This is a genomic window from Amycolatopsis alba DSM 44262, assembly GCF_000384215.1.
GTDB lineage: Bacteria > Actinomycetota > Actinomycetes > Mycobacteriales > Pseudonocardiaceae > Amycolatopsis > Amycolatopsis alba.
Window position 1 is genome coordinate 2,983,758 of sequence record NZ_KB913032.1, and the last position, 25,868, is coordinate 3,009,625.

The window sequence follows — 25,868 nt, forward strand, 5'->3', positions numbered from 1 at the left end:
GCTCTCATCACTCCCCGTTGAGCCAGCCCGCGGCCGCTACCAAACCGTTGCCGGTCACCTGGTGCCCGCCGGGATGGCGGTGGGCGACGACGTCCGCCGAGCGTTCGCGCAGGTCACGGACGAGCGTTTCGGCCGAAGCCAGCGGCGCCATCGGATCTTGTTCGCCGTTCGACAGGAAGACCCGCGTGCCGGACAGATCGGTCCGCGGCGGCGACGGAAGGGGAGACATCGCCGCGAACAGCGCGGCTTCCCGGACGGCGTCCGGGCGGAGCAGGGTCACCGCGGCGGCGATGTTGGCGCCGTTGGAGAACCCGACGGCGACCAGCCGCCGGTCCCCGAGGCCATACTCCGCCCGCGAGGCGACCACGAAATCGGCCAGCTGGTTCGCACGGAAGACGACGTCCTCGTGATCGAAGACGCCCTCCGCCAGCCGCCGGAACCAGCGCGCCGCACCGTGTTCCGACACCGGCCCGGCGGGCGCGAGCAGCGCGGAGGCCGGGCTCAGCTGACGCGCGATCGGCACGAGATCGTCCGGTCCGCCGCCGGTGCCGTGCAGGAGCAGCAGCACCGGCTCGTCCGGCGACCCTTCGACGTACTTGTGGTCCAACGCGGTCATCGCGGGTTGTTCTCGCTCGGGAGGTCCAGCTTCGGCAGCATCTGCTCGATGTCCTCGCGCTGGGGCTCCAGCCACGGCGGCAGCTTCAGCGCGCGGCCGAGTTCGAGCAGCGGCTCGTCGATCGCGAAGCCCGGTTCGTCGGTCGCGACCTCGAGCAGGGTGCCGCCCGGCTCGCGGAAGTAGATCGAGCGGAAGTACTGGCGGTCCAAAATGGACGTCACGTTCACGCCGTCGTCGATCAGCTCGTCGCGCCACTCGGCCTGGGTCGCCTCGTCCGGCGCTCGCCAGGCGACGTGGTGCACGGTGCCTGACGCCACCAGCCCGCGCGGGGCTTCGGGGGTGACGAGGACGTCGACGAGCGCGCCGGGGCCGCCTTCACCGGCGGAGAACCGCAGGCGATTCGCCTCCTGGCTCACGAAGGTCAGGCCGAGCCCGTCGGTCAGCATCCCGGCGGTCGCGTCCTCTTTGGACACCGAAAGCGTGACGGAGTGCAGCCCGCGGATGGCGTGCTCGGCGGGGACGAGCTTCGTGTCCCACGGGTCGCGCGGGTCGCCCTGCGGATGGGCGACGAGGGCGAGCTTCAACCCGTCCGGGTCGGCGAAGGAAAGCGTCTCCTCACCGTCGGAGTTGCGGATCTGGCTGGTCTCGACGCGGTTTTCGGCGAGGTGCCGCTTCCACCAGCCGAGCGAGGCCTCCGGGACGGAGAACGACGTCGTGGTCGCCTGGCCGGTGCCGTGACGGCCCTTCGGCGCGTCCTTCCACGGGAAGAACGTCATCAGCGAGCCGGGTTTGCCCGCCTCGTCGCCGTAGTACAAGTGGTACGTGCCGGGATCGTCGAAGTTGACGGTGGCCTTCACCAGCCGCAGGCCGAGGGCCCTGGTGTAGAAGTCCACGTTGCGCTGGGGATCGCCACCGATGGCGGTGACGTGGTGCAGGCCCGAAGTCTTGATCGACATGGTGCCCCTCCTCTGGAGCCGATGAGAGAAAGCTAGCTCGGAAACATCTCGCGCGCAAGATATATTCCTGGAAGAGTTCTTGGTGTACCCTCGCTCGCGTGACAGTGGTGAAATCGGAGGAACCGAACGACGACGAAGTGGTCACATGGTGGGGCCTGGTGATCGAGGGCTACCTGGCCACGCAGAACAAGCTGATGGGCGAGATCGCCGAACGGTTCGGCCTGGCGCCGGCGTCGTTCGACATCCTGATCCGGCTCGTACGCTCACCAGAGCACCGGATGCCGATGACCCGGCTGGCCGTCGAGGCGGCACTGTCCAGCGGCGGGTTCACCAAGGTCGCGGACCGGCTGGTCGCCTCCGACCTGATCTGCCGCGTGCCCAGCCCGGACGACCGGCGCGTCACGTTCGCGGCGCTCACCGAACACGGCCTCGACGTCGCGCAACAGGCGCGGGAGGCGTGCGCGGAGATCCTGCGGCGCATCGTCCTGGCCCCGCTGGGTGACGACGCTTCCGGCCTCGCCGAAGCGATGCGGACACTGCGGACGGTCAACGGCTCCTGAGTTCCGCCTTCAATCACGCGAGTTCGCCGTTCAATCACGCGTGTCGTCCGTCTGATCACGCGAGTCGGCCATCCGGTCACATCGGCTCGGCGTGCGGTATCGGCGATCTCGCGTGATCAGACGGCGAACTCGCGTGCTTGGAGGGACGACACGCGTGATCGGGTGGACGTCAGCCGGGTAAGGGGGAGGCAGGGTCAGGCTGGTAGGCCCGGACCTCGTACATGTCCCGCACCAGGTCCCGGATGACGTTGCGCCGAATCTTCCCGGTCGCCGTCTTCGGCAGTTCGCCCAGCTCGACGATGCCCCGCGGCCGTTTGAACGACGCCAGCCCGGCCCGGCAGAACTCGATCAGCTCGTCCGCGTCCAGCCGGTGACCGGGCACGCCGACCACGCAGGCGACCGGTTTCTCGATGCCGTCGGCGTCGAAGGCGGCCACGACCGCGACCTCGGCGATCGCCGGATGCTGGAGCAGCCTGTCCTCGACCTCGGCGGGCGAAACCCAGATCCCGCCCGGTTTCAGCATGTCGTTGAAGCGCCCGAGGCAGGTGTAGCTTCCGTCGGGGTTCCGCACGAAACTGTCGCCCGTCCGCAGCCATTCGCCCTGGAAGACCTGCTTCGTCGTCTCGTACCGCGCCCAATACCCGGTCGCGATCGACGGCCCGGCGACGAACAGCTCGCCGGGCTGACCGTCCGGCACGGGTCCGCCGTGCTCGTCGCGCAGCGCGACCTCGTAACCGGGCACCGGGACGCCGGTGCTGCCGGGACGCACCTGACGCGGCCGGTTGGACAGGAAGATGTGCAACGCCTCCGTCGAACCGATCCCGTCGAGGATCTCGACGCCGAACCGGTCGCGAAACCGTTCGTACAGCACGGCGGGCAGCGGTTCGCCCGCCGAAACCGCTTGGCGCACCGAGGCGAACGTGTCGTCGGGGATGTCACTGGCGAGCAGCGCCGCGTAGAAGGTCGGGACGGCGAAGAACAGTGTCGGCCGCTCCGCACGGGCCCTGGCGGCGATCAGTCCGGGGGTCGGCCTCGCCGGTTCCAGCAGCGCCGTCCCGCCGGACGCGAGCGGGAAGAACGCCGAATTCCCCAAGCCGTAGGCGAAGAACAGTTTCGGAACGGAAAGGAAACGATCGTTCGGTCCGACGTCCAGCACGCCGCGCGCGTACGTCTCGCAGACCGCGCGGATGCCCGCGTGCCGGTGCATCGCGCCCTTCGGCTTGCCCGTCGTCCCCGAGGTGTACAGCCAGAGCGCGGGCGAATCCTCCCAGGTCGGCGCCGGTTCGAAACCGTCGTCATCCACTGTGGACAGATCGGCCCACTGATGCGCGCGCACTCCCGGCGGGAGTTCGGCCGCCTTGGCCCTGTCCAGCACGACGTCGGTGACCTCCGGCGCCAGCCCCAGCGCGATCGTCGCCTGCGCGGCGAACTCGCCGGAAACGCACAGCACCCTCGCCCGCGAATCGGCGAGTACCTTGCCGAGGTCCAGCCCGGTGACCATGGTGGACACCGGCACCGCGACCGCTCCGGCCAGCATCGCGCCGAGGATCCCGGTGAGCAGCTCGACGTCGTCGACCATGCAGAACAGGACCCGTTCCTCGGGCCGGACGCCGATCGCCTTCAGCCCCGCCGCGACCCGGCGGCTTTCGGCCGCGAGCCCCGCGTACGTGAGACTTCGCCTCGGGGACACGACAGCGTCCTTCGCCCCGCGGCCTTCCGCCAGATGCCTGTCGAGCAGGTAGTTCGCCGCGTTGAACCCGGTAGCGGAAGCGGTCACAGGGCACCTTCTATCGGCTCAGCTCAGGTAAACGTATTCGTAATCGAACGGTTTCCCATTGATGCCCTGGCGTGGCGGCGCCACCCAGCTCGCGATCTTTCCTCGCTCGTACACCGGGTGCATCAGCGATCGGACAAAGGTCAGGTCTTCGGGAGTGGGCAGCCACTTGCGTTTGCCGGCCAGCCAGGTCCGCTCGTCGACAACCGTGCCGTCGGGCGTCACATGGTGGCCGGAGTTTATGCCGACTTCGCGGTTGAATCCAGGGTGCGGGAGGACGAATCGGAAGTCGATACCGGCCTCGTCGAGGATCTTGTTCCAGCGGTTGACCCCGGTCTGGCAGTCGGCGCGGTACTCCTCCCGCAGATCGAGGTTCAGCAGCAGGATCGCCTGCAGTTCCTCGGTCTCCCAGGTACCGTCCGCCCTCGGCCTGGACAGTGCCCCGGCGGCGTCGGTCAGCTTGTGATCGTCCTTGCGGCGGGTCTCCTGCCAGCGGCCTTTCAGCCCGGCGGTGTAGTAGTTCGCCGCGTTGGTCGAGGTCTCGCTGCCGAACAGGTCGAGTGAGACGGTGTAGTGGAAGTTGAGGTAACGCTGGATGATTTCCAGCGGGATCCCGCCGTGCCCGGCGATGTCGAAGGAGTCGTGCTCGCGGATCAGTTCGGCACTGCGGGTGACCACCCGGTCGACCCCGGTGGTGCCGACGAACATGTGGTGCGCCTCTTCCTTGAGCATGAATTCACACGTGCGGGAAAGCGGGTCGAAGCCGCTTTCCTTGAGGGTGCCGAGCTGATATTTGCCATCGCGATCGGTGAAATAGGTGAACATGTAGAACGCGAGCCAATCCGCGGTCTCCTCATTGAAGGCGCCGAGGATGCGCGGGGCGTCCGGGCTTCCGGAATTCCGGAGCAGGAGACCTTCCGCCTCGTCGCGCCCTTCCCGGCCGAAGTAGGCGTGCAGCAGATACACCATCGCCCACAGGTGACGGCCTTCTTCGACGTTGACCTGGAAGAGATTCCGCAGGTCGTAGAGGCTCGGCGCGGTGAGCCCCAGCAGTTTCTGCTGCTCGACCGACGCGGGTTCGGTGTCGCCCTGGATGACGATCAGCCGCTGCAGGTCCGCGCGGTACTCGCCGGGAACCTGCTGCCAGGCCGGTTCGCCCTGATGCTCGCCGAACGTGATGATCCGGTCCGGATCCCGCTCCGCGAGGAAGATCCCCCAGCGGTAGTCGGGCACGTTGACGTGGTCGAAATGCGCCCAGCCGTCCCTGCCGACACTGATCGCGGTGCGCAGGTAGACACCCTGGGTCCGCAGCGTGGGGCCCATTTCGCCCCACCAGTCCAGGAACTTCGGCTGCCAGCCCTCCAGCGCCCGTTGCAGCCGCCGGTCCCCGGAGAGATCGACGTTGTTGGGGATCTTGGCGTCGTAATCGATCTTGGTGGGCATGGCTCTTTCAAACCCGCTTCCTGTCGAAGACGGCCTTCTGACCAGTACCGTAGCGACGCAACGCGCCCTCGGGACCGGATGCGTTCGGACGAGTGAAGATCCAGTTCTGCCAGGCGGTGAGCCTGCCGAAGATCTTGCTTTCCGTCGTTTCGGGGCCGACGAACCGGTGGTTCGCCTCCATTCCGGTCAAGGCGTCCGGGCTGAGCGAAGCCCGTCCTTCCAGCGCGATCCGGATCTCGTCCGCCCAATCGAGGTCGTCCGGCGCGTCGGTGACCAGGCCGAGCTCGTGCACCTCGGCCGGGCTCAGCGGCTTTCCGCGTTCCTCCGCCAGCCTCGTGACGTGGTCCGGATCGCCGAAGAAGCGGGACTCGAGGCGGGTCAGGCCGTTGCCCATCGGGAAGCGGCCGAAGTTGGCTTCGGACAACGTGATCGACGCGCGCTCTTCACTGTCTTCGTCGTCGATCGGGGGACCGTCCAAGATGTACTGCCGGTCCGCGGCGAGCGCGAGTTCCAGCAGGAGCCCGGCGAAACAGCAGCCGGGCTCGACGAGGGCGATCAAGCTGCGGCTGGTGACGTCCAGGCGCTTCAGCGTCCGCTTGTAGTAATGGACGATTTCGTTGCTCAGACAGTCTTTCGCGGCGAAAACGGCACGTTCGTGGTCGAGTACCTTCGCGGGGTCGCCCTCGGTGCGAAGCACCCACGTGCCGATTCCGGGTTCGTTGGTACGCAGGCGGAGGATCGCGTCGTCCAGCTCGCGGGTGACGTCCAGTAGCCAGCCGTCGTCGTCTTCAGGCCCCTTGACGGTGATGGTCGCTTCGGCCGGGCTCAGCGAAATGTCGACGTAGCGATGGATGAGTGGCGTCAGCTCGACGCCGTCGCCGTCGAGCCGCTCACTCGTCCGCGCGAGTTCCCGCGCCCTGGCCAGCACGGCTTCGCGGAACCCCTGCCGCGGCACGAGTTCGTCGACGAGCCGCCAGTCGACGGCGGTCCGCCCCTTGACCCCGTCGGGGCGGGTGGCGAAGACGTCGGCGAGGTCCCGCCGCACGCCCCGTTTGTCGACCACCCTGGTGAGCCCGCCGGTGCCGGGGAGGACGCCGAGGAGCGGGACCTCCGGCAGCGCGACGGTCGAGGAGTTGTCGTCGACCAGCAGGATCTTTTCGCAGGCGAGCGCGATTTCGTAGCCACCGCCGGCGCACGTGCCGTTGATCGCGGCGACGTACAGCTGCCCGGAGTGCGCGGTGGCGTCCTCCATCGCGTTGCGGGTCTCGTTGGTGAACTTGCAGAAGTTCACCTTCCACTCGTGCGAAGACGACGCCAGCATGCGGATGTTCGCGCCCGCGCAGAAGACGTTGTCCTTCGCGCTGGTCACGATGACCACGCGGACTTCGGGATGCTCGAACCGCAGCCGCTGCGTCGCGTCGTACAACTCGATGTCGACGCCGAGGTCGTACGAGTTGAGTTTGAGCTCGTAACCCGGTACGAGACCCCCGTCGGCGTCGACATCGAGTTCGAGCCACGCGACGTCGCCGTCGGTGGACAGTTTCCAGTGCCGGTAGCCGCCGGGATGACGTTCGAACGTCACCGATGTGGTCCGCGTCACCCTTCCGATTGTCTACATTGCACTGATTAACGTCAATGTTCTGTAGAAAGTTGGTCACGGAGTGCGGAAAGCGTCAGGTCGAGGAAGCGCACCCAGTCGGAACCGGTGCGGATGACCCCGGAAAGGGCGCCGACCAGCAGGTAGACGTCGGCGACGGTGCAGTCCGAACGCAGAAGACCCGCGGCCTGGTCGTGGGTGATGACCTCGGCGACGACGGTTTCGAGACCCTCGCGAGCGGCGCCGCGAGGCTCACTTCCTGGCCGCCCCCGAGCCGAGTCGATGGCGGCGGTGAGGCCGCGGTCGCTCGACAGCAGCTCGCCGACATACCGGAAATAGCGCTCCAGACCAGACCCCTCGCCGAAGCAGTTCGCCCTGGCGTACTCCTCGATCTCCGCGAACCGGCGCTCCGCGGCCGCCTCGACCAACGCCTGACGATCCGGGAAATGGCGGTACACGGTCCCCACGCCGACGCCTGCCGCGCGGGCGATCTCCGGCATCTGCACCTCGTCCCCGCGTTCGGCGAACAACGTGCGCGCGGCCTCCACCACCCGTGCCCGATTGCGTTCCGCGTCCGCGCGCGGCTTGGTTGACAACCTGCCTCCCTCGCGATTAAGTGGAAACGGAATCCGCTTCCGCTTGAAGGGCAGCATAGCATGTCGAAGGACCGTTTCCTCCTGCTCGAACCCGGTGAGGCCCGGCCCGGCCGGGTCCCGCTGCCGCGCGCGTTCAGCGTCAAAGCGATGACCGAGGACACCGAGACGAGGTTCTCGCTCCTCGAAGTCACCGTCGCCGTGGACATCCCGCGGCACGTGCACCACGAGGCCGACGAGTGCATCTACGTCCTCGAAGGCGAACTCGGGATCGACTTCGACGACGAGAGCCACATCGCGACGAAGGGCACGTTCGTCCTGCTGCCGCGCGGTGTCCCGCACGCTCTGCGCCGCGTCTCCGAGCCTCCCCGCGTCCTCCAGATCTCCTCCCCCGGCGGCTGGGAGCACTACCTGGAGGACCTGTTCGAGGCGGGACCGGCCGTCTTCACCGAGGGCTCGATCGATCCGGTGAAGATCAACCGGGTCGCCGCGCCCCACCACATCACCTACGGCTAGGCGGGGACAGTGGCCACCCGGTTGAGCTTCGCCGACGCCCAGATCACGAAACCCCACAGCAGCAGCGCGGACGCCCCGTCGGTGAAGATCGTGGCGAACCAGAACGCCGGGATCCGCGGGACGCCGACCATGAAGTGCCCGAGGCTCGCCAGCCCCGACAGCGAGAAGACCGTCAGGAACGCGAGCGCGCGCCAGTAGCGTCCGCGCCGGTAGTCGCGGTAGCCGAGCAGGCCGATCGCGGTCAGGACGAAGTACACGATGGCGACCAGGGTGGCCGCGACGCCGACCGGGATCCCCTCGATCTGCGGATAGTCCGCCGCCCTGATCACGTTGTGCGCGTAGTGCAACGTGGTGGACAGCAGGGTGAAGGCCAGGATCAGCCGCAACGCGGTGAGCCCCCTGCTCCGAAGAGCTTCCATGTTCGCCCCCTTGCGATTTGATAGATCGCTCTAGCGAGAGCGTAACCCATGGTGGGCAAGTCCGTGAAGGCCTCCTTGAGGGACTTGATCCACGCAGTGGCGCGCAGCGTCTCCGTTGAGGGTGGCGGCGGGGGCATGGATGGACCTCAAGGAGGCCCGGTATTCGTTCACCTGTGCCTGACCTGCGCGAGGGTGGTAGTTGCGCGGGCGCATTCCGGTCACAGACCTTGATCAACGGAAGATCCGGGACACTCACCGTCCCCGATCCTCCGTTGATCAAGGTCGCGCCCGCCATGCCTGTGGCAGACAACCTGACGGGGGAAGATTCAGGACGTTGAACGTCCCAAATCCTCCACACCCGACCACCAACCGCACCAACGGGTAAGCAAATACTGGTCTTCACGGACACCACCCAGGCGACGAAGGCGAGCGAAGGCATGCGTTCGGCTCTCGGAAATGTCGGTGGGGGCGCGTAGAGAAGGAGGAGTGCCCGAAGCGACCGTGCCCCTGATCGGGGTCGAGAACCTGAAGATGCCCGAATGGGCCGCGGTCGACGAGACCGTGGCAGGCGCGGGGATGACCGCGGCCATCCGCACGCTCCCGTCCGCCGTGGTCATCGTGCTGCGGCTGGCCTGGCGAACGTCGCCGCGGCTGACCCTGCTCGCCGGCGTCGTCCACCTCCTTTCCGGTTGTGTCACGGCGTTCGGCCTGCTGGCCACGGCGAACGTGTTCCTCGCGCTGCTGGAGAGCGGGCCGACACCGGAAAGGGTGCTGGAATCGTTGCCGGCACTGATGATCGTCGTCGGCACGTACGCCTTGCGCGCGCTCCTCGACACGGCGGTGGCCGCGGTCGAGGGCGCGCTCCGGCCGCGGGTCGTGACCTCGGCGGGCGACGAGGTCACCGCCGCGATGGTCCGGGTCCGGCTGCTGGCCTTCGAGGACGCCGATTTCCGGGAACTGGCCAGGCAGGGCGCGCGATACGGGGTCCGCTCGATCGAGATGAGCCTGCGCTGGCTGGCGGATCTGACGTCGGCGCTGATCTCCTTGATCGCCGCGCTGGTGGCGGCGGGCCTGCTCAACCCGTGGCTCGCGCCGGTGCTGCTGCTCGCCGCGGCGGCCGACGGCTGGGCGGCGGCCAAGGTCGCGCGCCTGAACTACCGGCACTATCTCGACACCGTCGGCAGGCACATCCGGAAGGGGATCGTCGAGGAGGTGGCGACGTGGCGCGAATTCGCCCTCGAACGGCACGCGCTCACCCTGCAGGAGCCGTTGCTCGGCGAGTACCGGCGGATCACCGAAAGCCTGATGCGCGAAGAGGTCCGGCTCGCGCACCGCAGCAACCTGGTCCGGCTCACCGGACGGGCGGCGGCCGGGGCGGGCACCGCGATCGCGTACCTGGTGCTCGGTTTCCTGTTGTACGGCGGGCAGATGGAACTCGCCCTCGCCGGGACGGCGGCGCTCGCCATGCGGACGGCGTCGAACTCGCTGTCCATCACGATGCACGCGGTGAACTCCCTGTACGAGGAGTCGTTCTACATCGCCTTCTTCCACAAGCTGCTCGTGGAATCCGGGAAACGCGGCCCGCTGAAAGACGGGATCGCCGCCCCGCCGGATCCGGCGGAGATCCGGCTGGAGAACGTCACTTTCACCTATCCAGGGCAGGAAACCCCCGCGTTGCGCGAGGTTTCGCTGACCATCCGGCGCGGCGAGGTGATCGCCCTCGTCGGCGAGAACGGTTCGGGCAAGACCACGCTGGGCAAGCTGCTCACCGGGCTGTACCCGCCCTCGGAAGGAAAGGTGTACTGGGACGGCGTCGATCTGGCGGGCGCCGACCACGAATCGGTGCACGCGAACATCGCCGTGATCGCCCAGGATCCCGCCGAATGGCCGATGACCGCGGAGCACAACGTGACCGTCGGCAGGCTCGGCCGGGTGGATCCGGACCGCGCCGCCTGGCTCGACGCGATCACCTCGTCCGGCGCCGACGAGGTGATCGAATCCCTGCCTGCCAAGGAGAAAACGGTGCTGTCCAAGAAGTTCGAGGACGGGCAGGACCTCTCGGGCGGGCAATGGCAGCGGATGGGCATCGCCCGCGGGATCTACCGCGACGCCGCCGTCCTGGTCGCCGACGAACCGACGGCCGCGCTCGACGCGAAGGCCGAGGCGAGGGTCTTCGCCGGGCTGCGGCACGCGAGCGTTTCCGGGGCGGGCAGGCGCACGACGATCCTGGTGACCCACCGGCTCGCCAACATCCGTTCCGCGGACCGGATCCTGGTACTGGAGAAAGGACGGCTGATCGAACAGGGCACGCACGCCGAACTCATCGAGGAAGGAGGCCTCTACCACGAGCTTTACGAGATCCAGGCTCGTGCGTATCGCGGTGAGTAGTCACACCGCCGGAACGCCTGAGACGATCGCCGAGGTCACCCGGCGAGCGTGATCGAGCCCAGATGCGAGAAGTGCGCCGCCACCCGTGAACCGGGGCGTACGTCGACGGCGTCGGTCATCCCGCCGGTGAGCACGATCCAGCCCGGCTCCAGCGCGAGCCCGCGGGCGCCGAGCGCGTTGGCCGCCAGCGCCAGCGCTTCCGCCGGATGCCCCAGCACCGCCGCTCCGGTGGCGGTGTCGACGATGGAACCGTCGACCTCCAGCAGCGCGGCCTCCAGCGAAAGGTCCACTGCAGACGGTTCGACGCCGACGGGGCCCAGTGTGAAGTACGCGGAGAAACCGTTGTCCGCCACGGCGTCCGGCAGTTCGCAGCGGTAGTCGCGATACCGGCTGTCGATGATCTCGATGCCACCGTGGACCCGGTCCACCGCCGCCATCGCGGTCGCCGCCGTCACGCCGGGGCCCGCGAGTCGTTCGCCCAGCACGAAAACCAGCTCGGGTTCCGCGCGCGGGTGGATCAACGACGGCACCGGGACACCGGCGGGCAAGACCATCGCGTCGGTCAGCCACGCGAGCAACGGCGAGTCGACCCCCATGCTCCGCTGCATCGCCCGCGAGGTCATGCCCAGCTTCACACCGACGACGGTCTCGCCGCGCGCCTGCCTGAGCCGCAACGCCTCGGCCTGGATCTCATACGCGGTTTCGACGTCCAAAGCGGGCCACGAATCCGTCAGCGGATCGCGTTCTTCCCCGGACAGCAGCGCTTCCGCCGCCTCCCGCACATCGAGGCTCACGGTCGCTCCTCCCCGGAGAACTTCGCGGTGACACTGCCGAGCCCCGCCATGGTCGCGACGATGGTGTCGCCAGGGCTCACCGGGATCGCGCGTGTCATCGAACCCGGCAGCACGACATGTCCCGGTTCGAGCGCGACACCGAGCGGGCCGACCGTGTTCGCGAGCCAGACCAGCGCGTTCACCGGCGAGCCCAGTACCGCGCCACCGGCACCGGTCGCCGCGATCTGGCCGTTCTGGTGCAGGACACAGCCGACCAGCCGCAGGTCGATGTCGCCGATCGCGGTCGGCCTGCTGCCGAGGACGACACCGCCCGACGACGCGTTGTCCGCGATGGTGTCGACGATGCTGATCTTCCAGTCCTGGATCCGGGAGTCGACGATCTCCAGCGCCGGGACGACGAACTCCACCGCCCGCAGCGCGTCCGCCACGGTGACCCCTGGGCCGCGCAGCCGCGAGCCGAGCACGAACCCGATCTCCGGTTCGATCTTCGGCTGCAGGAAACTTCCGATCGGGATCGGCTGGTGTTCGAGGTGGAACATCGAAGCGGTCAGATGGCCGTAGTCGGGCTGGTCGACGCCCATCTGCCGTTGCATGGCGGCGGAGGCGAGGCCGACCTTGTGCCCGCGCACGCCGTCGCCGCGCTCGGCCCAGTGGCGGACGACCCGCTGCTGGATGCGGTACGCGTCCTCCAGGGTCGCGGCGGGATACGTCTCGATCAGGGGCGCGATCGGTTTACCTGTCTCGTACGCGCTGAGCAGCGCGGCCGCGGCCTCCTGCAGCATGCTGGCGTCCATGGGCTCCTTCCGACAGCCGAACTCTGCCCCGTCACCCAGGCCCGCACAAGGTGCCCGTTCCACTGGCCGGTACGGCGAGATTAGGCCGAAAGGGTCTCGCGCCACCCTGGTCATCACCTAGCCTGCTTCCCATGTCCGATTGGACGCTCTCACGGGCGAAGACCAGGATCGACCGCCGCGAAGAGCTCGACGAGCTCACCGCGCGTATCCGGTACGAGGTACGGGTACACCTCAACGAACCCGCCTCGCACAACGCCTACGACGAGCTGACCGACATCTTCGCCATCGGGCACGCGGAGTGTTCGGCGCTGCTCAAGCACCGCCGTGTCCTGCCGCTGTGGGAACGGATCCTGCTTCAGCGCTACACCCGCCGTCTCTACGGCAAGGCGATCGCGGCGACCGTCGGTGACCTTCCCGCCGACGCGGGCCCGGCGCCCGCGACCGCGTTCGGCCCGGAGATCGCGTCACTGACCCCGGATTCCGGTGACACCGGCGCGAAGTTCGACATGCAGGGCCGCGGCCTGGTCAACGTCTTCCGGATCGCCGCCGGGCGGCACGGCGAGAGCTGGCCGGACCGCCACGACGTCGCGACGACGTCCGCGCGCAGCGTCCTGACCTGTTCCGCGGCCTTCCTGCGGCGCCGCGCCTGGCACGTGGTCTGGCCGGTGTACCGCGTGCGCGGCCTGCGGCTCTGGAAGCTCTAGGAATTCGCGGCGGTTCGCCGTGGTTGAACCCGGTATGACCGATCGCGCCACCGAAATCCTCGCCGGATCGAAGACCATCGCCGTCGTGGGGCTGAGCCGCGATCCGGCCAAATCCTCGCACGGGGTCGCCGCCGTACTCCAGGAACACGGGTTCCGGATCATCCCCGTCCACCCTTCGGCCGACGAGCTGCTGGGCGAGAAGGTCTACCGCTCGCTCACCGACATCCCGGAGCCCGTCGACCTCGTCGACGTCTTCCGTCCGGCCGCGGACACTCCGCCGATCGCCGAACAGGCCGTCGCGATCGGCGCGAAGGCGCTCTGGCTTCAGCAGGACATCGTCTCCGCCGAGTCCCGCCGGATCGCCGAAGAAGGCGGTTTGGCTTACGTCGAAAACCGCTGCACGGCCGTCGTCCGGGCGGTCGCGAATCTCTCGGTCCGTTAGAAACGGACTCCGGGCCGAACCCTCGCCGCGATTTCCCGGCGGGGGTTCTTTCATATCCGTGAACAGAAAAATGACCCCTGAAGTCATACGTCGAATCGGACCCGCCGAAAGGATTGGTCCAAACCGGTGATCTTGACCGGAAGCCTCCGAGCTGGGAAAACTTGTCCGGTCGACAGTTTGTTAAGAAACCTTCCCAAGGGTGGACCGAGCTGTTAACGTCCGAATCCGCTTAGCGGAAACAGGTGCCGGTCATCGGCACCCCGGTCCAACGGAGGGCGAAGTGGGCACACCCCGCGGCCTGGATTCCAGCGGCACTCTCGAGCGCGGACTAGCGGTTCTCGAGCACGTCGGCCAGAACCAGGAGATTTCCACCAACGCGATCGCCAGGCAACTGGGTCTCTCCCGGAGCGCCGCCTACCGCATCGTCGGCACCCTCAAGAATCTCGAATACCTCGAAGCCGATCGCGCCACCGGCCGCGTGCGGCTCGGCACCCGGCTGGTCGAACTCGGCGCCCGCGCGATGGCGGCGACCGACCTCCACCGCTGCGCGCCGCGTTACCTCGCGTCGCTCGCCGAGCGGAGTGGCGAGACGACCTATCTCGCGGTCCCGGACAACGACACGATGGTCTACGTCGCCACCGAACGCAGCGCCAACGCCGTCACCCTGGCCTGCCGTCTCGGCACCCGGCGTCCGCAGCACGCGACGTCGCTGGGCAAGGCGTGGCTCGCGGCACTGCCCGAACAGGACCGCGTCGAACGCATCCGCCGGATGAAACTCGACAGCCTCACCCTCAAGACGATCAACGATCCGGCCCGGCTGCTCGACGACCTGGCCAGGACGAGCCGTCGCGGCTGGGCCGTCGACGACGTCGAGAACGAACCGGACGTCGGCTGCGTGGCCGCCGCCGTCCGCGACCACACCGGACGGCCGATCGCCGCGATCAGCATCGCGGGCCCCGCCGGCCGCGTGCTCCGCCGGACCGACGAACTGGGCGCGACGGTGGCCGGGACCGCCGCCGCGCTCTCCCTCCGGCTGGGTTACGTCCGCGCGCAAAGGGGCTGAAGTGGGCTGGATCCAGGACTACCAGCCGGCGGGCGGGCTGTGGCTGTCCGCAGCGCTCGCCGCGTTGCCGATCATCGTGCTGCTGGTGGCACTGGGCGTCCTGCGCCGGTCGGCGCAGCTCTCTGCCGCCCTGGCACTGATCACCGCGCTGCTGGTCGCGGTACTGCTGTACCGCATGCCTGCCGGGCTCGCCTTCGATTCCGCGGCGATGGGCCTGGTCTTCGGGGTGTGGTCGGTGGCCTGGATCGCGTTCCACGCCGTGTACTTCCACAACGTCACCGTCGCGACCGGACGGTTCGACAGCATCAAGGCGGTCCTCGCCGGGTTCAGCGAGGACCGCCGCCTCCAGGCGCTGCTGATCGCGTTCGGCTTCGGCGCGCTGCTGGAAGGGATCGCGGGCGGTGGCTCGCCGATCGCGATCACCGCGGCGATGATGGCCGCGCTCGGCTTCCCGCCGGTGAAGGCGGTCGTGCTCGCGTTGCTGGCGAACACCGCGCCGGTCGCGTTCGGCGGCCTCGGCAACCCGCTGATCGTGCTCGGCAGGCTGACCGCGCCGATCCTCGGCCTGAAACAGGACCAGGCGACGGACCTGTTCTCGTCGATGGTCGGCCGCCAGCTCCCGTTGCTGGCCCTGATCGTCCCCGGCTTCCTGATCGTCGTCCTCGCGGGCTGGAAACGGATGGTCGAGGTCTGGCCGGCCGTGCTGACGGCCGGTCTGGCGTTCGCGATCATGCAGTTCGTCACCTCGAACTTCATCAGCCCGAGCCTCGTCGACGTCGTCGCCGCGCTCGCCGCGATGGCCTCGCTGTGGATACTGACGCGGTTCTGGCAGCCGTCGGCGGTTTGGCGTTTCGAAGGCGAAGAACCGGCGACGGCCGGTGCGAGTCTCGGCGCGGCGAAGGCCGAACGCGGCGCGCTGTACGCGTGGGCGCCGTACATCGTCCTGATCGCGGCGATCTTCCTTTCGCGGATCGGCACGATCTTCAAGAACCTGCCGGACTGGCTGGACCTGACGAAACTGCTGCACAAGGCCGACTGGGTGTTCGCGTGGCCGGGGCTGCACAAGGAGGTCGTCCAGCACGCGCCGATCACGCCGAAGGACACGCCGTACGCGGCGACGCTGACCGTCGATTTCCTTTATTCGCCGGGGACCGTGGCCCTGCTCGCGGCAATCGTGGCGGGCTTCGCGATGGGCGCGAAACCCCGGCTGCTGCTGGCCACCTACCGCCGGACGCTGCACCAGATGCGGTGGGCACTGGCGACGATCTTCATGATCCTCGCGATCGCGTTCGTCATGAACTACTCGGGTGCGACGCAGACCCTCGGCCTCGCGCTGGCGACCACCGGCGTGCTGTTCCCGTTGTTCTCCGCCTACATCGGCTGGCTCGGCGTCTTCCTCACCGGCTCGGACGCTTCGACGAACAGTCTCTTCGGGCCGATGCAGGTGATCTCGGCGCAGCAGCTGCACGTCGATCCGATCCTCGCGGGCGCCACGAACACCTCCGGCGGCGTGATGGGCAAGATGATCTCGCCGCAGAACCTGTCCATCGGCGCCACCGCGATCGGGCAGTCCGGGAAGGAGGGCGTGCTGCTGCGGCAGACGTTCCTGTGGTCGGTCGTGCTGACCGCCGTGGTCGGGGTGATCTCGCTGCTTCAGGCGACCGTGCTGAGTTTCATGATTCCTGGCCCGTGAGCCGGATCAGGCCCGCTTCGGTCGGCCGGAATCCGCAGGCGTCGAAGTAGAACGAACGCAGTTCCGGCACGAAGTCGACGTGCAGCCATTCGCAGCCCGCCGCCCGCGCGTGGCTCACGGCCAGCCGGACGACGGCCGTCGCGACGCCCCGGCGCTGGTATGTCCCGCGGGTCTTCGTGTCGAGCAGGAAGGCGTGGTCCCCGCCGTCCCAGGCGACGTTCACGAAGCCGGCCAGCGTCCCGGCGTTGTCGCGGGCGGTGACCCAGCCGAGGCTGTACCGCCGGACGCCGTTCCACCAGCCCGGCACGGGTTCCCCGCCGTGCGAACGGACGAGATCGGACATCTCGTCGTCGGTGACCGGGTCACGCCAGCGATAGGAGAAATCGGTCATCCGGTCAGCATCCACGAAGTGATCATTTCACGCCAATCATTAGAAGATCCCCGAGAATGTCCACAGTGGTCATCTGATCTTTACCGGCGACTGCTCTGGATGGATGAACACCTGGTTCGTTCACCGGAATGAGAACTACCGTTGTCCTCATGCCCATGACCCTGATCAAAGGTACGTTCCAGCTTGTCGGAGCCTCACCGGACGGCGATTCGGTACGGTTCTATCCCGATGATCCCCAGGCGACCAAGAAGGCGGGCCTGAAGGTCCGGCTCAATTCGCGGGGCGGGATGCAGTTGCGGCTCGACGCCATCGACGCGCTCGAAACGCATTACCAGGCCAGGGGAACCGGCGGGATGTGGCACCAGCCCGCGGAATTCGCCGACGCCGCCTCGGCGAACCTGCTGAAAGCCCTCGGCTTCAAAAGCGTCCAGCGCGACGGCCGGGGAACGGTCACTTCGTCGACCCCGATCAAGGTAGCCGGTCACATACTGACGCGATTCGCCGACAAATACGGACGAGCGGTGGCGTTCGCCTTTGCCGGGCAACGACCGGGCAGGTCGGCGGATCTTTCCCAGGTCCATCTCGACGTCAAAACGCTGAAGAACTCCGTGAACTACCGGCAGATCGCGGACGGACTCGTCTACCCGACGTTCTATTCACTGCTTTACCCCGATCTCCGTGACGCCTTGGCCGAAGCCGCCGTCAAAGCGCGCCAAGACGGGCTCGGGCTGTGGCCGCACGACGTCACGAACTCCGGGTTCAAGCTCTCCTCTCGACGGCAACTCGCCGACGAGCTGGTGATCCTGCCGAAACTGTTCCGCAGGCTCGTCGACTACCTCGCGCTCGACGAGACCGGCGGGGTATCGCTGACCGGTTTCTCCGATTTCCTCGATTCGCGCAACGACCGCCTGTTCACCGTCCCGGACGGGCACGCCACGGAATTCGAAACCCTGGTGAGCGTGAAGCGGCAGACCGTGAACCTGACGATCGAACCGGAACGGATCGTCTTCATCGAGGCCTGACCCGTGCCCCGTGTGGGCAAAAAGACCGTACCTCCCTCCCCTCCGGCCGTGCTCATCTGAAAGGTGGGAGAGGGAGCCGATGCAAAGACACGGTTCGCGGCGGTCGGAGGAGGCCGGCGGGCGGATGGAGACAGCTTCGAAACTGGTCGACGCCGTCCGCGTCCTCGTCGTGCGCTATTGCCGCGCGCGGATCGGACGCCGGACGGGTACCTACGACACCGCTGACGCGGTCGCGAAGGACAGTTGCCTCGCGATCCTCGCGGGCGCGGCCGAGGCGCCCGCGCTGCTCACGTTCGCCTACGAGGTCACGCGGGGTCTGGTGGAGGACTTCCACCGGACCGCCGCCGAACTCCCGAATCCGCTTTCGGGGCTGCCGGGGCAGCAGCGCGAGATCATGGTGCTGCGGTCACTTGTCGGGCTTTCCGCCGACGACACCGCGCTGGCGCTCGGCTGCTCCGTGCAGGCCGTCCGGCTGGGTCAGCACCGCGCCCTGACCACGCTGCGGCCCGCCCCCGCCTGACCCGGTCAGGGGGTGCACTCGGCGGCGCGGTTCAGCAGCAGGGTGCGTTCCCTGTCGTTCCCGGTCATCTCCGCCGCGCGCTCGAACTCGGCGCGGGCCTCGTCGAGGCGGCCGAGCTTCGCCAGGAAGTCGCCGCGCACGCTCGGCAGCAGGTGATACGACTTCAGCGCGGGCTCCGACGTCAGCTTGTCGACCACTTCGAGCCCCGCCTCCGGTCCGACGGCCATCGACAGCGCCACCGCGCGGTTCAGCTCGATCACCGGCGACGGATTCAGCTTCCCGAGCCCTTCGTAGAGGACCGCGATGCGCCCCCAATCGGTCTCCTCGCCCGTCCGGGCCCGCGCGTGGCAGGCGGCGATGGCGGCTTGCGCGGCGTAGACGCCGAAAGCGCCGCCGGTGAGCGACTCGGCGAGTTCCAGGGCGGCGAGGCCGCGCCCGATCAGGAGCCGGTCCCATCTGGCGCGGTCCTGGTCCATCAGCAGGACGGGTTCACCGGTCGGCCCCACCCGCGCGGCGGACCGCGACGCCTGGATCTCCATCAGCGCGACGAGCCCGTGCACCTCGGGTTCCTTCGGCATGAGCCCGGCCAGGATCCGGCCGAGCCGCAGCGCCTCCTCGCACAGCGCCGGCCGCATCCAGTCCTCGCCCGCCGTCGCCGAGTATCCCTCGTTGAAGATCAGGTAGATGACTTCGAGCACCGAGGAGAGCCGCGCGACCCTGTCCGCGCCCTCGGGCACCTCGAACGGGACCTTGGCGTCGCCGAGCGTCTTCTTCGCCCGGACGATCCGCTGCGCGATGGCGGTCTCCTTGGCGAGGAACGCCCGCGCGATCTCGTGCGTCTGGAGCCCGCCGATCATCTTCAGCGTCAGTGCCACCCTGGCCTCGGTCGACAGCACCGGGTGGCAGGCGGTGAACACCAGCCGGAGCAGATCGTCCTCGATGTGGTCGTCGAGGCCCTCGGTGAAATCGGGTTCCTCGTCGAACTCCTGCTCGCGGCCGATCTCACCGAGCTTCCGGTCGTACCGCTCGTTGCGGCGGAAAGTGTCGACCGCCCGGCGTTTGGCCGTGGTCATGAGCCAGGCGCCCGGATTCCTCGGGACGCCCGACTCGGGCCACTGTTCGAGCGCGGCGACCAGCGCGTCTTGCGCCAGTTCCTCAGCGAGGCCGACGTCGCGCGTCATCCGCGCGAGGCCGGCGATGAGGCGGGCCGATTCGATCCGCCACACCGCGTCGATCGCCGAACGGGGGTCTGCAGTTGCCGTCACGCCGACCAATCAACCTCGTCGGCGCGCCGATCGCAACCATCAGGCCTGGTTCGCCTCGGCCTGCTCCCGCAGCTTCTTCTCGTGCTCGATGATCTCGGGGGTGGCGTCGGAGAACTCTTCGAGCTCGAACACGCGGCGGATCTCGATCTCGCCCTCGCGGAACGGCGCCCGCTTCATCCATTCGATGACCTCGGCCCTGTCCTTGACCTGCAGGATCCAGTAGCCCGCGATGAGTTCCTTGCTCTCGGCGAAGGGCCCGTCGACGACCCTGGCCTCGGTGTCGCCGGAGTACTGGATGCGGAAACCCTCGGAGCTGGGGTGCAGTCCTTCACCCGCGAGCATGACGCCGGCCTTCACCAGTTCCTCGTTGAACTTCCCCATCTCCTGCAGCTCCTCGGCGCTCGGCTGCGCACCGGCCGCGTCGGTCTTCTCGTCGCTCTTCACGATCACCATGAACCGCATCGCAAGTCTCCGTTCCCGGCGGGGGCTCGTCCCCTGCCTCACCAACGCGTCGATCGGGCACCCCGGCTTTCGACACGGTCCCCGAACTTTTTTCCGCGAGTATTCGAGCAGCCGGAAAACCCCAGGTCAACCGCCCATGGAAGATGCCACCCCATCCCCACCACCCACCCTTGATGGACGCGCTCCGCGCGACTGGATCTACTCTTAACCGTGTCCGCACTCCCCGAAGCCCTTCGCTCCGCCCTCGATGAAGAGCTGGGCAAGTACCCGCAGAACAGGCTGACCCAGTCCGTCGAGCGGCTCAGCACGCGCTACCGCGAGAACGCCCCCGCGAGCGCGCCCATCCTGTCCTCCGAGGCCGACATCGCGGCGTACGCGGGCTACCGGATGCCGGCCACCTACGCGGCCGTACACGCTGTTCTCGCCGAAGCCGCCCTCCGCGCTCCAGGGTTCGCTCCGCGCACGCAGATCGACATCGGCGGCGGGACCGGGGCAGCGATCTGGGCCGCGGCCGAGGTGTGGCCGTCGCTGGAGGAGAGCACGGTCGTCGAGCAGGTCTCCGGGGCGATCGCGCTGGGACGACGGCTCGCGGGCAGCGCCATCGCCCAGGCCGTACGGGGCTCGACCTGGCGGCAGGGGCTGATCGACCCGGCCGCTGCGGCCCCGGACGCCGATCTGGTGACCCTTTCCTACGTCCTCGGCGAGCTGCCCGAGCCCCGCCGGGCCGACGTCGTCCGTTGGCTGTCGGCGAAGGCCGCGATGCTGGTGCTGATCGAACCCGGTACCCCCGCGGGCTACGAACGCATCGTCGAAGCGCGGGACCAGCTCGTCGAGCTCGGGCTTTCCCTGGTCGCGCCCTGCCCGCACGAGGGCGCCTGCCCGATCCCGCGCGGCAAGGACTGGTGTCACTTCTCCGCACGGCTCCCGCGCACCGGCCTGCACCGCCAGCTCAAATCCGGGACGCTCGGCTTCGAGGACGAGAAGTTCTCCTACGTCGTCGCCTCACGCACGGCGCCGGACCGGGCCGAGGGCCGGATCCTGCGGCATCCGGCCAAACGCAAGGGCATGGTCAGCCTGTCCCTGTGCGCCGAAGCCGGGCTCACCGAAACGATCGTCACCAAACGGCACGGCACGGCCTACCGGGCGGCCCGCGACGCCGAATGGGGCGATGCCTGGCCAATCTAGTCCACTGTGGACTGACGGGCGCGCCGCGCGAGATTGCCGATGACGGTGAGCAGCGCGCCGAGCGCCGGATTGTCGTTGCTCCGCCGCCACATCAGTTCGAGTTCCACCGGACGGCTCTCGACGCCGTCCACCGGGCGGAGCACGACACCTTCGAACCGCAGCGCGGCGGCCGCGGCCGGCACCAGCGCGACCCCGAGTTCCGCCTTGACCAGTGCGAGCACGGTATGCGCCTGACTGGCGTATTGCGTGTACTCCGGCAGCACCCGCGCCGTCCGGAACACCGCGACGAGCACGTCGTGGAAATACCGGCACTCCGACGGCGAATACATGATGAACGGCTCGCCGTCGAAGTCACGCACGTCGGGATTCTTCTTGCGCCGCGCCAAAGGATGCGCCGACGGCAGCGCCGCCAGCAGCGGTTCCCGCCACAGCGGCAGGGTCACGATGTCGCCGCCGGTCACCGGCGGGCGGACCATGCCGAGATCGACCCCGCCCGCCAGCAACTCCTCCACCTGCGCCGATGTCACCATTTCCCGCAGCACCAGATCGACGCCGGGCGCTTCGGCGTTCGCCGCGGCGAGAACTCGTTCCAGGTACGAATACGCCGCGGTGGCGGTGAAACCGACCGTGACGACCCCGACCTCGCCCTTCCTCGCCCGGCGGACATACAGCGTCGCCTCTTGCGACGAACGCAGTATTTTCCTTGCTTCGACGAGAAAAACCCGTCCGGCCGGGGTCAGCCGGACGGTGCGGTGCGTCCGGTCGAAAAGCTCGACCCCCAGTTCCCGCTCCAGCAACTGGATCCGCCTGCTCAACGGCGGCTGGGTCATCGAGAGCCGCTCCGCCGCCCGGCCGTAGTGCAGTTCCTCGGCCACCGCGACGAAACTCACCAGCTGCTCCAGGGAAAACACCCATCAATCTTAGGTATCGCCGAAGCGCGGACAAGCGCCGAATCGGTATCGTTCAGCGCGGGATTTCCACTGTGCGGTCGATGATCCCGGTCGCCACGGCGAGCATCTTGAGATTGTTGCTCCGCGCGTGGGCGCGCATTACGCCGAACGCTTCGTCCACCGGAAAACCGGAGACCCAGCCGCAACCCGTCGTCGTCGAGCAAGGCGGCTCACGAGAACTTCGGCCATCTTCCGCGCGCACGCACCAGATCCGGGCAGAACACCGGCTCGGCGTTCCGGTAGCAGTCCAGGCACGGGCCCTCGGAGTTCTGCAGCTGGAACAATTCGAGCAGCCGGGTCTGTTCATCGGACGCGGCCACCATGGTCAGCGTGCCGCGCGCGTCGCCGCATCGGAACACGAGCAGATCGAGGAACTCGATGAGATCGAAGTCATCGACAAGGGTGTCCGCCAACTCCACGAAGGTTTCCCGTAAGACGGTCGCCGGGTCGGTCATCGTTCTGGTGTCTCCTTGGGCACACGCTCAGGACGACTCGGGCCGGAACGTCAACCGTCGCAGCACCACGTCTTTGGCGACATCATTGAGCTTTCTGTCGCCCGCGTAGGCGTGGGCGCGCAGGCGGGCGAGCGCGTCCGGTAGCCCGATGTCGAGCTGGACCGACACGATGCCGGTGGCCTGATGCACCTGGGCACGGTGCTCTGTGAATTCGAGATCGATCACTTCGGCGAGGCCGGGCCTGCCGATGTCGGCATCGGCGACGACGAGGTCGATCGCCGCCTCGACGCAGACGAGAGCCTCCGCCTGCCCTTCCCGCGAAGGGAATCCGGCGAGCTCTCGATAACAGTCGACAACACCCACTTTGATCGCACCGACCTGAATCGGCACCGCGATGATCGATTTCACGCCTCTGTCGATCGCCTCGGGCGCGAACACCGGCCAGCGGAGTGCCGCCTCTGAACTGGTCACATCGGTTACGACGATGAGCATACCTTCGCAGAGCACTTCCAGCGCCGGTCCTTCACCAAGCGTGAACTGCAGATCTTCCAATTCGCGGCTGCGTTCGTCGGTGGCGAAGACCGGCTCGGCGAGCCCTTCCCCCGCCACCAGGGTGAGCCCGACTCCGGCGGCTTCGAGAACATCTCCGCAGACAACACAGGCATGTTCCACTGTCACCGTCGAATCGGTCTCCGAAGCGAGAAAACGCAACTTCGCCCAGACACGGGCTGTGCGATCAGGCCGTTGGGGCCTCATAGTGTGCCTTTCGGCATTGTCCGGTATCGGACGGGCTCGCCAGGGCCAAGGGCGAACAGCGCGGCCATCTCGGCCGGGCCAAGGGTCATTGTGGCACTTTTTCGTCTCTTTGCCGCCCCACGGCGACTTCTCAGGCACCAATGCAGTAGCCCGAAGAGCCGAATGCCCGGCCCGTGCGGGCCTCAATCGGCCGTTCAGCCGGTTCCGGTCCCGCTGTCCGCGCCTAGGGTGGACCCGCGACCGCTTGTCCTGGTCCTCGGCAACGGCGCTCATCAGTGAGCTCTGGAGGGGCCATGTGCGTTCGCATTCTCGAGATCAGGGCCAAGCGGGAGAATCCACTTCTCCGGCTGCTGATCCGTATTCAGCTCAAGGCGTCCTGGCGCTGAGCGCAGGCACGCAGCCTGCTGATCGCCCGGTGCTTGGTCACCCGCACACGTGATGACGTCGTGCCGAGTGCGGCCGCGGTCTCGTTCGACGTCAGCTCGCCGATCACCCGCATTCCCAGCACTTCGCGATGCGAGACCGGGAGCATCCGCAGCAGCCTGCCGAGCCGGACCCCGAGGTCGGTCCGCAGGGCGCGCTGCTCCGGTTCGTCCGCGGCGCCCGCCGGCCGCTCGGGCAGTTCACCGGTCAGCACCTGTCTGCTCCGCGCGGCCTTCCGGAAGACGTCGGCGACCTTGTTCGCCGCGATGGCGCGCATGAGGAACAGGAAGGAGCCGCCGCGCAGGCCATAGCCGGGAACCGCGATGAAGACCGCCAGGCAGATCTCCTGCGCGACGTCTGCGGGTTCCAGATAGGTCAGGTCCCGGCCGCCGAGCCGGGTCTCGGCGTACTGCCGCGCCCACGGCACGAGAGCGGCCATGAGGAAGTCCATTCCGTGCGGTTCGCCGCCCGCCGCCGCCTTGGCCAGATCGTCCCAGCAGGCAGGCGAAATCCACGTCTCACCGCCACCGGTTCTTCGCACCGGAAACTCGTCGCCGTCCATGCCCCGCTCCCCACGGATGAGAAAACCCGGCCGCCGGGGTCCAGGACGGAACGCGGACCACGGTAGTCGAGATATCCGGCCACCTCAAACGACGAAGGTCCGCGAGAAAGTGTCCGTCCGGGCAGAAAACCGGACAGATTCCCACCAGTGGTCTGGACACGTTGTCGCACGGGACGTAACTTCCCGTGCTGAGACCCCTCGCCAAGGTCACGCCAAGGCCGGTGAACGCGCCCCCGGCCGACATCCGCAAGCACCGCCGCGGCGCGTTCGCGTTCCGCGGCGGGATTCCGCCGAGGAGTGAACTGTGCGCATCCGCAAGAAGATCCGGCGCGTCTTGACCGCGTTGGCGGTCACCCTCCCCCTGGTCACGGTGCTTTCGGCGCCTGCCGCGGTCGCCGCCGGTCCCGATCCGCTGCCGCTGACCGTCACCAACAATTCGAACCGCTCCGACGCGGTCTACCTCTACGTGCTCGGCACGAACCTCAACACCGGCAAACTCGGCTACGTCAACGCCGGCGGCGCCTTCACCCCGTGGCCGCCGGGCGCGAACCCGCCGAGCCCCGCGCCGGACGTCGCCATCGCGGGCCCCGGCAACGGCGGCTCGACCACGGTGCGGATCCCGCGGATGCTCTCGGGCCGCGTCTACATGTCGTTCGGGCAGAAGATCAAGTTCTTCCTGACCCCGGACGGGCTGGTGCAGCCCGCACCGTGGGCCGACGCCGACCCGAACCGGGACATCCTGTTCGACTGGAGCGAGTTCACCTACGACAACGGCGGGCTGTTCATCAACAGCTCGCAGGTGGACATGTTCAGCGTGCCGCACGCTGTCGGGCTGACCAACGGCGCCGGCGCGAACAAGGAGGCCGGGCGCCTCAAGCCGGGCGGCCGCGCGAACATCTTCAACGGGGTCAAGGGACAGTCCGGTTTCTCGAACCTGGTGTACAACAACCTGCGGGTCCTCGCGCCCGGCAAGGGTCTCGACACCGGCAAGTTCAGCGGAAGCTACCTCGACGGCTACGTCACGAGCGCCTGGAACACCTACAAGTCGACGCCGTTGACGGTGGTCCCGTTCGAGGCCGAGCCCGGCAAGAAGTTCACCGGCAAGACCGGCGGGGACGACGTCATGCGCTTCACGAACACTTCAGGCGCGACGGTGGCTTCGTTCAGCAAGCCGAGCACCCGCGACGTCTTCAACTGCGATGGACGGCTGCAGGCGCCGAACGATCAGGTCGTCGGCCCGATCGCGCGGACGCTGTGCGCGGCGCTGCACCGGTCGACCCTCGGTTCCCTGCACACGCAGCCGACCTATGACGCGGGCCCGTTCTACAAGCAGTCCGTGACCGACCATTACTCGCGGATCGTGCACGAGCAGATGGTCGACGGCAAGGCGTACGGATTCGCCTTCGACGACGTCGGGCACTTCGAGTCGCTGGTGCACGACGGGGACCCGCGTACCGCGCGGATCACCCTGACGGCCTTCTGAGACTGAGTGTGTGGATTTCGGTGCGTTGGACGCGCAGAAATC

The 25,868-nt window shown here is 68.0% G+C and carries 28 protein-coding genes; 11 read left to right on the forward strand and 17 right to left on the reverse strand.

The genetic code is table 11. The features are described 5' to 3' along the window. Positions 1-7 precede the first annotated feature (7 nt). Together AMYAL_RS0114015 and AMYAL_RS0114020 are read right to left on the reverse strand one after the other, a co-directional pair. Positions 8-616, reverse strand: coding sequence for an alpha/beta hydrolase (locus tag AMYAL_RS0114015; protein ID WP_020631938.1), 609 nt, complete (start codon positions 614-616; stop codon positions 8-10). Then, positions 613-1,572, reverse strand: a complete 960-nt coding sequence (locus tag AMYAL_RS0114020) for a ring-cleaving dioxygenase (protein ID WP_020631939.1) — start codon at positions 1,570-1,572, stop codon at positions 613-615. The genes AMYAL_RS0114015 and AMYAL_RS0114020 overlap by 4 nt, the downstream gene beginning before the upstream one ends. 98 nt (positions 1,573-1,670) lie before the next feature. Between AMYAL_RS0114020 and AMYAL_RS0114025 the strand changes: the two genes are divergently transcribed. Next, positions 1,671-2,132, forward strand: coding sequence for a MarR family winged helix-turn-helix transcriptional regulator (locus tag AMYAL_RS0114025; protein ID WP_026467054.1), 462 nt, complete (start codon positions 1,671-1,673; stop codon positions 2,130-2,132). A gap of 169 nt (positions 2,133-2,301) precedes the next feature. Here AMYAL_RS0114025 and AMYAL_RS0114030 read toward each other — a convergent pair whose 3' ends face one another. From AMYAL_RS0114030 to AMYAL_RS0114045, 4 genes are read right to left on the reverse strand one after another with little or no spacing between them, the layout of a single operon-like run. Continuing rightward, positions 2,302-3,909: a benzoate-CoA ligase family protein gene (locus AMYAL_RS0114030; protein WP_020631941.1), complete on the reverse strand. Its 1,608-nt coding sequence runs from the start codon at positions 3,907-3,909 to the stop codon at positions 2,302-2,304. Positions 3,910-3,927: 18 nt separating this feature from the next. Then, positions 3,928-5,349, reverse strand: coding sequence for a benzoyl-CoA 2,3-epoxidase subunit BoxB (boxB, locus tag AMYAL_RS0114035; protein WP_020631942.1), 1,422 nt, complete (start codon positions 5,347-5,349; stop codon positions 3,928-3,930). A gap of 7 nt (positions 5,350-5,356) precedes the next feature. Further along, complete coding sequence (gene boxC, locus AMYAL_RS0114040; RefSeq protein WP_026467055.1) at positions 5,357-6,949, reverse strand: 2,3-epoxybenzoyl-CoA dihydrolase; 1,593 nt, start codon at positions 6,947-6,949, stop codon at positions 5,357-5,359. A gap of 32 nt (positions 6,950-6,981) precedes the next feature. Beyond that, positions 6,982-7,542, reverse strand: coding sequence for a TetR/AcrR family transcriptional regulator (locus AMYAL_RS0114045; protein ID WP_039793968.1), 561 nt, complete (start codon positions 7,540-7,542; stop codon positions 6,982-6,984). A gap of 60 nt (positions 7,543-7,602) precedes the next feature. On the opposite strand from AMYAL_RS0114045, the gene AMYAL_RS0114050 reads away from it, so the two are divergent. Beyond that, positions 7,603-8,055, forward strand: coding sequence for a cupin domain-containing protein (locus AMYAL_RS0114050; protein WP_020631945.1), 453 nt, complete (start codon positions 7,603-7,605; stop codon positions 8,053-8,055). Here the strand turns inward: AMYAL_RS0114050 and AMYAL_RS0114055 are convergent. Next, a complete protein-coding gene (locus tag AMYAL_RS0114055; protein ID WP_026467056.1) occupies positions 8,052-8,474 on the reverse strand; it encodes a hypothetical protein in 423 nt (140 codons plus the stop codon). The two genes, AMYAL_RS0114050 and AMYAL_RS0114055, sit on opposite strands and share 4 nt — an antisense overlap. Before the next feature lie 486 nt (positions 8,475-8,960). Between AMYAL_RS0114055 and AMYAL_RS0114060 the strand changes: the two genes are divergently transcribed. Beyond that, a complete protein-coding gene (locus AMYAL_RS0114060) occupies positions 8,961-10,862 on the forward strand; it encodes an ABC transporter ATP-binding protein (protein WP_020631947.1) in 1,902 nt (633 codons plus the stop codon). 35 nt (positions 10,863-10,897) lie between these two features. Here the strand turns inward: AMYAL_RS0114060 and AMYAL_RS0114065 are convergent, their stop codons facing one another. Together AMYAL_RS0114065 and AMYAL_RS0114070 are read right to left on the reverse strand one after the other, a co-directional pair. Then, the gene (locus AMYAL_RS0114065) at positions 10,898-11,656 is read right to left on the reverse strand and encodes a 2-keto-4-pentenoate hydratase (protein ID WP_020631948.1); all 759 of its coding nucleotides are present in this window, start codon (positions 11,654-11,656) and stop codon (positions 10,898-10,900) included. Continuing rightward, positions 11,653-12,450, reverse strand: coding sequence for a 2-keto-4-pentenoate hydratase (locus AMYAL_RS0114070; RefSeq protein WP_020631949.1), 798 nt, complete (start codon positions 12,448-12,450; stop codon positions 11,653-11,655). Before AMYAL_RS0114070 ends, AMYAL_RS0114065 begins: the two co-directional genes overlap by 4 nt. 131 nt (positions 12,451-12,581) lie before the next feature. On the opposite strand from AMYAL_RS0114070, the gene AMYAL_RS0114075 reads away from it, so the two are divergent. From AMYAL_RS0114075 to AMYAL_RS0114090, 4 genes are all read left to right on the forward strand, one after another. Beyond that, complete coding sequence (locus AMYAL_RS0114075; RefSeq protein WP_020631950.1) at positions 12,582-13,154, forward strand: hypothetical protein; 573 nt, start codon at positions 12,582-12,584, stop codon at positions 13,152-13,154. Positions 13,155-13,188: 34 nt separating this feature from the next. After that, complete coding sequence (locus tag AMYAL_RS0114080; RefSeq protein WP_020631951.1) at positions 13,189-13,596, forward strand: CoA-binding protein; 408 nt, start codon at positions 13,189-13,191, stop codon at positions 13,594-13,596. 280 nt (positions 13,597-13,876) lie between these two features. Further along, positions 13,877-14,659: an IclR family transcriptional regulator gene (locus AMYAL_RS0114085; protein WP_005165190.1), complete on the forward strand. Its 783-nt coding sequence runs from the start codon at positions 13,877-13,879 to the stop codon at positions 14,657-14,659. A 1-nt stretch (position 14,660) separates the two neighbouring features. Continuing rightward, complete coding sequence (locus AMYAL_RS0114090) at positions 14,661-16,352, forward strand: L-lactate permease (protein WP_020631952.1); 1,692 nt, start codon at positions 14,661-14,663, stop codon at positions 16,350-16,352. Here the strand turns inward: AMYAL_RS0114090 and AMYAL_RS0114095 are convergent. Further along, complete coding sequence (locus AMYAL_RS0114095; RefSeq protein ID WP_020631953.1) at positions 16,333-16,743, reverse strand: GNAT family N-acetyltransferase; 411 nt, start codon at positions 16,741-16,743, stop codon at positions 16,333-16,335. The two genes, AMYAL_RS0114090 and AMYAL_RS0114095, sit on opposite strands and share 20 nt — an antisense overlap. Positions 16,744-16,892: 149 nt before the next feature. On the opposite strand from AMYAL_RS0114095, the gene AMYAL_RS0114100 reads away from it, so the two are divergent. Further along, positions 16,893-17,765: a thermonuclease family protein gene (locus tag AMYAL_RS0114100; protein ID WP_026467057.1), complete on the forward strand. Its 873-nt coding sequence runs from the start codon at positions 16,893-16,895 to the stop codon at positions 17,763-17,765. Between the two features lie 124 nt (positions 17,766-17,889). Beyond that, positions 17,890-18,285: a sigma factor-like helix-turn-helix DNA-binding protein gene (locus AMYAL_RS0114105; RefSeq protein WP_020631955.1), complete on the forward strand. Its 396-nt coding sequence runs from the start codon at positions 17,890-17,892 to the stop codon at positions 18,283-18,285. Between the two features lie 5 nt (positions 18,286-18,290). On the opposite strand, the gene AMYAL_RS0114110 is transcribed toward AMYAL_RS0114105, so the two are convergent. Then, complete coding sequence (locus tag AMYAL_RS0114110) at positions 18,291-19,559, reverse strand: RNA polymerase sigma factor (RefSeq protein ID WP_020631956.1); 1,269 nt, start codon at positions 19,557-19,559, stop codon at positions 18,291-18,293. 30 nt (positions 19,560-19,589) lie between these two features. Further along, positions 19,590-20,012 (reverse strand): YciI family protein, encoded by a 423-nt coding sequence (locus tag AMYAL_RS0114115; RefSeq protein WP_020631957.1) that lies wholly within the window; start codon positions 20,010-20,012, stop codon positions 19,590-19,592. Positions 20,013-20,222: 210 nt separating this feature from the next. Between AMYAL_RS0114115 and AMYAL_RS0114120 the strand changes: the two genes are divergently transcribed. Further along, positions 20,223-21,197 (forward strand): small ribosomal subunit Rsm22 family protein, encoded by a 975-nt coding sequence (locus AMYAL_RS0114120; protein ID WP_020631958.1) that lies wholly within the window; start codon positions 20,223-20,225, stop codon positions 21,195-21,197. On the opposite strand, the gene AMYAL_RS0114125 is transcribed toward AMYAL_RS0114120, so the two are convergent. From AMYAL_RS0114125 to AMYAL_RS0114140, 5 genes are all read right to left on the reverse strand, one after another. Beyond that, positions 21,194-22,108: a LysR family transcriptional regulator gene (locus tag AMYAL_RS0114125; protein WP_020631959.1), complete on the reverse strand. Its 915-nt coding sequence runs from the start codon at positions 22,106-22,108 to the stop codon at positions 21,194-21,196. The genes AMYAL_RS0114120 and AMYAL_RS0114125 overlap by 4 nt on opposite strands. A gap of 52 nt (positions 22,109-22,160) precedes the next feature. Continuing rightward, a complete protein-coding gene (locus tag AMYAL_RS50320; RefSeq protein ID WP_020631960.1) occupies positions 22,161-22,268 on the reverse strand; it encodes an ANTAR domain-containing protein in 108 nt (35 codons plus the stop codon). 49 nt (positions 22,269-22,317) lie between these two features. Next, positions 22,318-22,602: a GAF domain-containing protein gene (locus tag AMYAL_RS50325; protein WP_020631961.1), complete on the reverse strand. Its 285-nt coding sequence runs from the start codon at positions 22,600-22,602 to the stop codon at positions 22,318-22,320. A gap of 27 nt (positions 22,603-22,629) precedes the next feature. Beyond that, complete coding sequence (locus tag AMYAL_RS0114135) at positions 22,630-23,280, reverse strand: ANTAR domain-containing protein (RefSeq protein WP_245192911.1); 651 nt, start codon at positions 23,278-23,280, stop codon at positions 22,630-22,632. Positions 23,281-23,719: 439 nt separating this feature from the next. Further along, positions 23,720-24,343 carry a sigma-70 family RNA polymerase sigma factor gene (locus AMYAL_RS0114140; protein WP_020631963.1) on the reverse strand — a complete coding sequence of 208 codons (624 nt, stop codon included), beginning with the start codon at positions 24,341-24,343 and terminating at the stop codon, positions 23,720-23,722. Between the two features lie 304 nt (positions 24,344-24,647). Here AMYAL_RS0114140 and AMYAL_RS0114145 point away from each other — a divergent pair, with 304 nt between their 5' ends. Continuing rightward, complete coding sequence (locus AMYAL_RS0114145; RefSeq protein WP_020631964.1) at positions 24,648-25,826, forward strand: beta-1,3-glucanase family protein; 1,179 nt, start codon at positions 24,648-24,650, stop codon at positions 25,824-25,826. Positions 25,827-25,868 lie beyond the last annotated feature (42 nt).

Coding starts and splice junctions, on each gene's coding strand:
- boxB (WP_020631942.1), bottom strand. CDS start 5,349: ATGCCCACCAAGATCGATTACGACGCCAAGATCCCCAACAACGTCGAT.
- AMYAL_RS0114050 (WP_020631945.1), top strand. CDS start 7,603: ATGTCGAAGGACCGTTTCCTCCTGCTCGAACCCGGTGAGGCCCGGCCC.
- AMYAL_RS0114095 (WP_020631953.1), bottom strand. CDS start 16,743: ATGACCGATTTCTCCTATCGCTGGCGTGACCCGGTCACCGACGACGAG.
- AMYAL_RS0114055 (WP_026467056.1), bottom strand. CDS start 8,474: ATGGAAGCTCTTCGGAGCAGGGGGCTCACCGCGTTGCGGCTGATCCTG.
- AMYAL_RS0114105 (WP_020631955.1), top strand. CDS start 17,890: ATGGAGACAGCTTCGAAACTGGTCGACGCCGTCCGCGTCCTCGTCGTG.
- AMYAL_RS0114075 (WP_020631950.1), top strand. CDS start 12,582: ATGTCCGATTGGACGCTCTCACGGGCGAAGACCAGGATCGACCGCCGC.
- AMYAL_RS0114100 (WP_026467057.1), top strand. CDS start 16,893: ATGCCCATGACCCTGATCAAAGGTACGTTCCAGCTTGTCGGAGCCTCA.
- AMYAL_RS0114020 (WP_020631939.1), bottom strand. CDS start 1,572: ATGTCGATCAAGACTTCGGGCCTGCACCACGTCACCGCCATCGGTGGC.
- AMYAL_RS0114115 (WP_020631957.1), bottom strand. CDS start 20,012: ATGCGGTTCATGGTGATCGTGAAGAGCGACGAGAAGACCGACGCGGCC.
- AMYAL_RS0114140 (WP_020631963.1), bottom strand. CDS start 24,343: ATGGACGGCGACGAGTTTCCGGTGCGAAGAACCGGTGGCGGTGAGACG.
- AMYAL_RS0114070 (WP_020631949.1), bottom strand. CDS start 12,450: ATGGACGCCAGCATGCTGCAGGAGGCCGCGGCCGCGCTGCTCAGCGCG.
- AMYAL_RS0114080 (WP_020631951.1), top strand. CDS start 13,189: ATGACCGATCGCGCCACCGAAATCCTCGCCGGATCGAAGACCATCGCC.
- AMYAL_RS0114015 (WP_020631938.1), bottom strand. CDS start 616: ATGACCGCGTTGGACCACAAGTACGTCGAAGGGTCGCCGGACGAGCCG.
- AMYAL_RS50325 (WP_020631961.1), bottom strand. CDS start 22,602: ATGACCGACCCGGCGACCGTCTTACGGGAAACCTTCGTGGAGTTGGCG.